Here is an 8,253-nt window from a genome sequence, read left to right as displayed (position 1 = left end):
GCCTCCCCGGGGTCGCCGCCCGGGGAGCCGGTTCCGTGCTCCCGACGGCGCGCCCCTCCGCCCTCCGCGCCCCCGGTGCCGTCGATCCGACGGCGTCATCGTCGCGCGATGACACTGGGTGACACACTAAAGTGGCCCGCATGACGGACTCCACCGCAGGCACCGCGCTCCGGGCCGCCCCGCCCGCCCCCGGCGCGGTGGACGCCACCGTGGTCGTGCCCGGGGCGACCTCGGTGACCGCCCGTGCGCTGATCCTGGCCGCACTGGCCGCCGAGCCCGGCTGGTTGCGCCGTCCGCCGCGCACCCGCGACGCCCTGGTGATCGCCGAGGCCCTGCGGACCCTGGGCGTCGGGGTCGAGGAAACCGTCTCCTCCGCCACCGCCACCGCCCCGGACGCCGGGGTCCCCGGTGACCACGGCGAGTCCTGGCGGGTCATCCCCGCCACCCCCCGGGGCCCGGCCGAGGTGGACGTCACCGGAGGCATCGGCGCCCCCCGTCTGCTGCTGCCGTTCGCCGCCATGGCCGAGGGCGAGGTGCGGTTGACCGGGACCCCGGACCCCTCCTCCGGTTCCCCCGCCGGCACCGTCGCCGCGCTGCGCGCCCTGGGCGCCCGGGTGGACGACGGCGGCCGGGGCGCCTTTCCGCTGACCGTCCACGGCACCGGCTCGTTGAACGGCGGGGCCGTGGCCCTGGACGTGGTCGCCGATCCCCGGACCGCCGGCGCCCTGCTGCTGTGCGGCGCGCGCTGCAACCGGGGCGTGGAGATCCACCACGTGTCCGCCGGCTCCCCGACGCCCCCGGACCGGGTGCCGCACCTGGGGGCGGTGGTCGCCTCGCTGCGGGCCGCCGGGGCCCGGGTGGACGCCCCCGAATCGGGCGGCCGGCCCGGGGTGTGGCGGGTGGCGCCGGGCGCGCTGCTCGGCCGCGACGTGGTGATCGAGCCGGATCCGGTCGCGGCCCTGCCCTTCCTGGCGGCCGCGATGGTCACGGGGGGACGGGTCACCGTGCCGGACTGGCCCGCCCGCATCGGCCGTCCCACGGACGCGCTCCCCGACGTGCTGACCGCCCTCGGCGCACGGTGCTCGGTCGACGACCACGGCCTGACGGTCACCGGCGCCGGGCCGCTGCGCGGGGTGGAGTTGGACCTGCGGGGTCCGGCGGCGGCGGCGACCGGCTCGGGCGCCGGCTGGGTGGCCGGTGTCCTCGCGCTGGCCGTGCTGGCCGAGGGGGAGTCCGTGCTGCGGGTGCGTCGCGCCGACGTGCCGGACACCGTGATCGGCGACCTGCTCTCCCTGGGGGCCGACATCACCGAGGCCCCCGACACCCCGGCCGCCGGCGGACCGGCGGGCACGGTGCTGCGGGTCCGGCCGCGTCCGCTGCGCGGGGCCCCGCCGCCCGCTGCCGACCCCCGGCGGGCGGCCGTGGCCGCGCTGCTGGCCCTGGCCTCCGGCCCGCCCGGGGCCTCCCGCGCGGGCGGACCGGCGATCGACGTCGCCGACCCCGGAGCCGGCGAGGAACCGGCCGGGCCCGGGGACGGGGGAGGGGGAACGGCGGAGTTCCGTTCCCGCTGGCGGGCGATGCTCGTCGGTCGCCTGCCGGCCGCCGCGCCCGGGGACCGGGGCTGAGGGCATGCGACGCTACGGCAAGCACACCGACGAGGACGACATCCGGGTGCGCCCCGACCGCCGGGGCAGCCGCCCGCGCACCCACCGGCGCCCGGCCCACGAGGACGCGGTGGAGGGCATGGTCACCACCGTGGACCGGGGGCGGATCACCTGCCGGGTGGGGGAGCGCCCGGTGGTCGCGGTCAAGGCCCGGGAACTGGGCCGCAAGGGAGTGGTGGTCGGCGACCGGGTGGCCCTGGTCGGCGACCTGTCCGGGGACCGCGACGCGCTGGCCCGCATCGTGCGGGTGGAGAAGCGGCGTTCCGCGCTGCGCCGCACCGCCGACGACGACGACCCGTACGAGCGGGTGGTGGTGGCCAACGCCGACCAGTTGGCGATCGTCACCGCGCTGGCCGACCCGCCGCCGCGCCCCCGGTTGATCGACCGCTGCCTGGTCGGTGCCTACGACGCGGGCCTGGAACCGCTGCTGATCCTCACCAAGGCGGACCTGGCGCCCGCCGGGCCGATGCTGGAGAGGTACGCCCCGCTGGGCATCCGACACGTGGTGACCACGGCCCTGCACGAGGGGGACGCCGATGATCCGGACGAGGCGACCCGAGGGGTGATCGCCTCCGTGCGGGAGTTGATGACGGGCCGCACCACGGTCCTGGTCGGACACAGCGGGGTGGGGAAGACCACCCTGGTCAACGGACTGGTGCCGGAGCGGCGTCGGGCCACCGGCCGGGTCAACGAGGTGACCGGGCGCGGCCGGCACACCACCACCTCCGCGCTGGCCCTGCCGCTGTCGGACGGGACCGGTGAGCCGGAGGGCTGGGTCATCGACACGCCCGGCGTGCGCTCCTTCGGCCTGCACCACGTGGACCCCTCGCGGGTCATCCACGCCTTCCCGGACCTGGAACCGGGCACCGCGGGGTGCCCGCGTGCCTGCGGCCACGACGAACCGGACTGCGCGCTGGACGAATGGGTGGCCACCGGCCACGCCGATCCGCGCCGGCTGGAGTCCCTGCGCCGACTGCTGGCGACCCGCGAACGCCACGAGGGCGACTGATCCGGCCCGCTCCCGCCCGACCCCTCCGCCCCGGACGCCCGCCGTGCCGGGCGGCCGGGGCGGATACGGTAGCGGGCATGGCCGACCACCACGACGATCTGCGTCTCGCCCACGTCCTCGCCGACGCCGCCGACGCGGCGACGACGGAGCGCTTCCGCGCCCTGGACCTGAAGGTCGACACGAAACCGGACATGACCCCCGTCACCGAGGCCGATCGCGCGGCGGAGGAGGTGATCCGCTCGATCCTCGGGCGGGCCCGTCCCCGGGACGCCGTGCTGGGCGAGGAGTACGGCACGGCCGGCGCCGGCCCCCGCCGGTGGGTGATCGACCCGATCGACGGCACCAAGAACTACGTGCGGGGCGTGCCGGTGTGGGCGACGCTGATCGCCCTCATGGAGGTCGGAGAGGGGGGCGAACGCCCGGTCGTGGGCGTGGTCTCCGCACCGGCGTTGGGGCGGCGCTGGTGGGCGGCGCTGGGCGGGGGCGCGTACACCGGGCGGAGTCTGACCTCGGCCACCCGTCTGTCGGTCTCCCGGGTCTCCCGGCTGGAGGACGCCTCGTTCGCCTACTCCTCGCTGACCGGTTGGGAGGAGCGCGACCGGCTGCGGGAGTTCCTGCAGTTGGGTCGGGACTGCTGGCGGACCCGGGCGTACGGCGATTTCTGGCCGTACATGATGGTCGCCGAGGGCTCGGTGGACATCTGCGCGGAGCCGGAGCTGTCGATGTGGGACATGGCCGCCAACGCGGTGATCGTCGAGGAGGCGGGCGGTCGGTTCACCGGGCTCGACGGCCGGGACGGCGTGCACGGCGGGAACGCCGCGGCCTCCAACGGCCTGTTGCACGACCGGCTCCTGGAGTACCTCGGCGATCGCTAGGCCCGGCGGCACGGCCCGGCACGGGAACCGTCCCCGGCATCGGCGGTGACGGGGGCCCGGAACGGGCCCGGAACGGGCCCGGAACGGGGCCGCCGCCGGGGGAGGGGGCGGAGCGCGACGGGGCGCCCGGCCACCGTCCCGCGCCGGTTCCCCGCCGCGCGCGGCGCGCCAGCCCGACCGTTTCGCCCCTCTCGCGTCGTCCGCCCCCTTGTCGACCCCCCGGGTGCGTGTGACGATGAACACTCTCCCGCTTGTGACCTTGTGAAACGGTTCTCGAACGGTCTCCCCGGCGTGCCGACGGCCCCCCTCGGCGCCCCGACGGCGTTCCCACGGGTCACGGGCCCCGGCCGACACCCCGGAGGTGTGCCCCCATGCTGGTACGCGACGCGATGAGCACGATCGTCCTCACCATCGGTCCGGAACACACGTTGCGCAGGGCCGCGACCCTGATGGCCGACCGCCGGGTGGGCGCGGCCGTGGTCCTGGACCCCGACACCTGCGGGGTGGGCATCCTCACCGAACGGGACGTGCTGCGCTCGGTGGGCGCCGGGCAGGACCCCGACCGGGAGCGGGCCGGCGCCCACACCACCACCGACGTGGTCTTCGCCGACCCCTCCTGGACCCTGCTCGAGGCCGCCGCCGCCATGACGGCGGGGGGCTTCCGGCACCTGATCGTGTTGAACGGCGACGGTCCGGTGGGGATCGTCTCGGTGCGCGACATCGTGCGCTGCTGGACGCCGGTGCTCACCGCGGCGGCGTGAGGGCGGCGGCCGGTGGGAGCCCGACCGCCGGGGCCGCGCCGGCCGCGCGACGACCGGCCCCGGACACGCGACGACCCGGATCGCGGGCACCGCGGGCCGGGACGGTGAACCGTCCCGTCGCGACGCGCCCGGCGATCCGGGTCGTCCCCTCCGCCCGCCCCGTCCGACCGGAGCCCTCGGGGCATCCGTGCCGGACGGGGGTCGGTACGGCAAGCGGGTCGTCAGCCGCGCAGGGCCTGGACCGCGGCGTCGAGCCGCTTGCCGTAGTCCTCGTCCGCCCGGCGGAAGTTCTCGATCGCGCGCTGCGCGATCTCCTCCCGCGAGACCTTGGCGATGAAGCCGGCCAGGTTCTCGATCAGGCGCTCCTTCTCCTCCTCCGACATCAGGCGGTAGAGGTTGCCGGCCTGGACGAAGTCGTCGTCCTCGGCGTGCACCGGGGCCGGGTGGTTGCCCGTGACGCCGGAGACGGAGGTGGACTGCCACATGGCGCGGTCGGTCTGGGCCGGGCCGCCGAAGCTGTTCGGCTCGTAGTTCTTGGCGCCGCCGTGGCGACCGTCGTACATGAAGCCGTCCCGGCCGTGGGAGCGGGCCTCGGTCGCGCGGGGACGGTTCACCGGCAGGTGGTCGGCGTTGATGCCGACGCGGTAGCGGTGGGCGTCGCCGTAGGCGAACAGCCGGCCCTGGAGCATCTTGTCGGGGGAGGGGCCGATGCCCGGCACGAAGTGGTGCGGGGAGAAGATCGACTGCTCCACCTCGGCGAAGATGTTCTCCGGGTTGCGGTTCAGCTCCAGCTTGCCGATCTCGATCGGCGGGTAGTCCGCGTGCGGCCAGACCTTGGTCAGGTCGAACGGGTTGAACCGGTAGGTCGCGGCCTCCTCGGCGGGCATGATCTGGACCTGCACGGTCCAGGAGGGGTACTCCCCGCGCTCGATGGCCTCGCGCAGGTCGCGCTGGTGGCTGTCCGGGTCCTCACCGGCGAGCTTGTTGGCCTCGGCCTGGGTGAGGTTCTTGATGCCCTGGTCGGTCTTGAAGTGGTACTTGACCCAGAAGACCTCGCCGGCCTCGTTGGTCCACTGGAAGGTGTGGGAGCCGAAGCCGTCCATGTGGCGGTAGCTGGCGGGGATGCCGCGGTCGCCGAACAGCCAGGTCACCTGGTGGGTGGACTCCGGGCTCAGCCCCCAGAAGTCCCAGACGTTGTCCGCCTCCTGGGAGCCGGTGTACGGGTCGCGCTTCTGGGTGTGGATGAAGTCGGGGAACTTGATGGCGTCCTTGATGAAGAACACCGGGGTGTTGTTGCCGACGAGGTCGTAGTTGCCCTCCTCGGTGTAGAACTTCACGGCGAAGCCGCGCGGGTCGCGCACGGCGTCCGCGGCGCCGAGGTTGCCGGCCACGGTGGAGAAGCGCAGGAAGACCTCGGTCTGCTTGCCGATCCCGGAGAGGAACTTCGCCCGGGTCCAGGGCGTCACGTCGGCGGTCACGGTGAAGGTGCCGTAGGCGCCGGCGCCCCGGGCGTGGACCACGCGCTCCGGGATGCGCTCACGGTTGAAGTGCGCCAGCTTCTCGATCAGCAGCTGGTCCTGGATGAGGACCGGACCGCCGACACCGGCGGTCTCGCTGTTCTGGTTGTCGGCCACCGGGGCACCGGCCTCCGTGGTGAGCGGTCCCGCCGTGATCTGCTCGGTCATCTACCTCGCCCTTCGGATTTTCGTGAGGGACACGGGGGCTTGGCCCGTGTCCTACCGGATCCTATATTGGACTATGTCCAAGTCAAGACGGGTACTCGATTCGTACGGGGTCGATGTTCCTACACGGTCCGGATCCACGGGCCGGGCCCACCCGGCATCGCCGGGGATATCACCGCAAACACTGCCGGAAACGGCCTCACGCTAGGGTGGAGTGCATGAGTGACCTGCTACAGCGACTTCGCGACCGCGGTTGGCGGCTCACCGCGCAGCGCCGGGTCATCGCCGAGGTGCTGGACGGCGAGCACGTCCACTACACGGCCGACGAGGTCCACGCCCGCGCCGTGGAGCGCCTGCCGGAGATCTCCCGCGCCTCGGTCTACAACACCCTCGGCGAGCTGGTCGCGCTCGGCGAGGTGGTGGAGGTCACCACCGACGGGCGGGCCAAGCGCTACGACCCCAACGTCCACCAGGAGCACCAGCACCTGGTGTGCTCCGGCTGCGGGATGATCCGCGACGTGCGGACCGAGGGCGACCTGATGGCCGCGCTGCCCTCCGGCGAGCGCTTCGGCTTCGCGGTGGACGAGGTGACGGTCACCTACTACGGCCGTTGCCCCGGCTGCGCCACGGCTGCCTGAGCGGGCTCCCGGACCCGGGGCCCCGCTCCGGGTGCGTTCGGGGCGGGCCGGCGACGCGCGGTTCACCTCGATTTGCCTCGGCGGTCCCCGGCCGTCTACAGTAAGGGCACAACGACGCGGGGTGGAGCAGCTCGGTAGCTCGCTGGGCTCATAACCCAGAGGTCGCAGGTTCAAATCCTGTCCCCGCTACTGAAGGGCGAGGGCCCGGATCCGATCATCGGATCCGGGCCCTCGTCGTGTTGTCGTGCTCGCGCGGGCCCGGCCCTTGTCCCCCGCCCGACCGCGGAGTAGCCTCGCCACTGAGCAAGCGCTTAGACAGTGATCCCCGGGGTCGGCCCCTCCGGTCCGGCCCCGGCGGGACGGCGCCTGTTCCCCGAACCGGACCGAAGGAGAGCCCGCCCCGGCGGCCGGGCCGAGATCAGGAGGCACCCGTGCGCCGTACGGTGTTCAACGAGGACCACGAGGCGTTCCGCGCCACCATGCGCGACTTCATCGAGACCGAGGTCGTGCCCGTGTACCCCGAGTGGGAGGCGCAGGGGCACGTCCCGCGCGAGTTCTACAAGAAGCTCGGCGAACTGGGCGTCTTCGGCATCGAGGTGCCCGAGGAGTACGGCGGCGCCGGGGAGAGGAGCTTCAAGTTCCAGGCCGTCATCACCGAGGAACTCGCCCGCGCCGGCGTCAGCTTCGGCGGCTCCTCGGTCCACACCGCCCTCTGCCTGCCCTACCTCCTCCAGTACGGCACCGAGGAGCAGAAGCGGCGCTGGCTGCCCCCCTTCACGGCCGGCGAGATGATGACCGCCATCGCCATGACCGAGCCGGGCACCGGCTCCGACCTGGCCGGGATGCAGACCACGGCGAAGCTCTCCGCAGACGGCACCCACTACGTGCTCAACGGCGCCAAGACCTTCATCACCGGTGGCGTCCAGGCCGACCGCGTCCTGGTCTGCGCCCGCACCTCCCCGCCGGACCCCGGTGACCGCCGCGCCGGCATCACCATCCTGGTCGTGGACACGAAATCCGAGGGCTACGCGGTGGGCCGCAAGCTGGAGAAGATGGGCCTGCTCGCCTCCGACACCGGCGAACTCTCCTTCACCGACGTGAAGGTGCCGGTGGAGGACCGGCTCGGCGAGGAGGGGAAGGCGTTCTCCTACCTCACCCACAACCTCCCCCGGGAGCGGCTGGGCATCGCCCTGTACGCCTACGCCCAGTCGGCCGCCGCCATTCGCTTCGCCGACGCCTACGTGCGCGAGCGCACCGTCTTCGGCAAGCCGGTGGCCGCCTTCCAGAACACCAAGTTCGTGCTGGCGGACTGTCAGGCGGAGGTGCTGGCCATGCAGTCGATGATCGACCGCGCGCTGGACGCCGACGACGCCGACGAGTTGACCCCCGCCGACGCCGCCGCGGTCAAGCTCTTCGTCACCGAGCGCGCCGCCGGCGTCATCGACAAGTGCCTCCAGCTGCACGGGGGTTACGGCTACATGCGGGAGTACCCCATCTCCCGGATGTACGCCGACACCCGGGTCACCCGCATCTACGGCGGGACCAGCGAGGTCATGCGCTCCATCATCGCCAAGTCGATGGGTCTGTGAGCGGGCGGGGGCGGGGGGCGCCGGCGCCCCCCGCC

The 8,253-nt window shown here is 73.8% G+C and carries 7 protein-coding genes and 1 tRNA gene; 7 read left to right on the top strand and 1 reads right to left on the bottom strand.

The window, feature by feature from the left end:
* Positions 1 to 140: 140 nt before the first annotated feature.
* The 4 genes from FOE67_RS09985 to FOE67_RS09970 all read left to right on the top strand — a co-directional run bounded on the left by FOE67_RS09985 (position 141) and on the right by FOE67_RS09970 (position 4,309).
* Positions 141 to 1,625, top strand: a complete 1,485-nt coding sequence (locus FOE67_RS09985) for a carboxyvinyltransferase (protein WP_182662683.1) — start codon at positions 141 to 143, stop codon at positions 1,623 to 1,625.
* 4 nt (positions 1,626 to 1,629) lie between these two features.
* Positions 1,630 to 2,673, top strand: a complete 1,044-nt coding sequence (gene rsgA, locus FOE67_RS09980) for a ribosome small subunit-dependent GTPase A (protein WP_182662681.1) — start codon at positions 1,630 to 1,632, stop codon at positions 2,671 to 2,673.
* 77 nt (positions 2,674 to 2,750) lie between these two features.
* Complete coding sequence (hisN, locus tag FOE67_RS09975) at positions 2,751 to 3,548, top strand: histidinol-phosphatase (protein ID WP_182662679.1); 798 nt, start codon at positions 2,751 to 2,753, stop codon at positions 3,546 to 3,548.
* Positions 3,549 to 3,919: 371 nt separating this feature from the next.
* Positions 3,920 to 4,309 carry a CBS domain-containing protein gene (locus FOE67_RS09970; RefSeq protein ID WP_182662677.1) on the top strand — a complete coding sequence of 130 codons (390 nt, stop codon included), beginning with the start codon at positions 3,920 to 3,922 and terminating at the stop codon, positions 4,307 to 4,309.
* Positions 4,310 to 4,530: 221 nt separating this feature from the next.
* On the opposite strand, the gene FOE67_RS09965 is transcribed toward FOE67_RS09970, so the two are convergent.
* Complete coding sequence (locus tag FOE67_RS09965) at positions 4,531 to 5,994, bottom strand: catalase (RefSeq protein ID WP_182662675.1); 1,464 nt, start codon at positions 5,992 to 5,994, stop codon at positions 4,531 to 4,533.
* Positions 5,995 to 6,209: 215 nt separating this feature from the next.
* On the opposite strand from FOE67_RS09965, the gene FOE67_RS09960 reads away from it, so the two are divergent.
* From FOE67_RS09960 to FOE67_RS09950, 3 genes are all read left to right on the top strand, one after another.
* Complete coding sequence (locus FOE67_RS09960) at positions 6,210 to 6,629, top strand: Fur family transcriptional regulator (RefSeq protein WP_182662674.1); 420 nt, start codon at positions 6,210 to 6,212, stop codon at positions 6,627 to 6,629.
* Between the two features lie 115 nt (positions 6,630 to 6,744).
* A tRNA-Met gene (locus FOE67_RS09955) sits at positions 6,745 to 6,818 on the top strand.
* Positions 6,819 to 7,060: 242 nt separating this feature from the next.
* Positions 7,061 to 8,218 (top strand): acyl-CoA dehydrogenase family protein, encoded by a 1,158-nt coding sequence (locus FOE67_RS09950; protein WP_182662672.1) that lies wholly within the window; start codon positions 7,061 to 7,063, stop codon positions 8,216 to 8,218.
* Positions 8,219 to 8,253 lie beyond the last annotated feature (35 nt).

The sequence above is a fragment of the Streptomyces calidiresistens genome, from assembly GCF_014141525.1.
Classification (GTDB): Bacteria; Actinomycetota; Actinomycetes; order Streptomycetales; family Streptomycetaceae; genus Streptomyces; species Streptomyces calidiresistens.
Note: the sequence above shows the minus strand (reverse complement) of the source record. Positions and strands in the feature narration are given on the sequence as shown.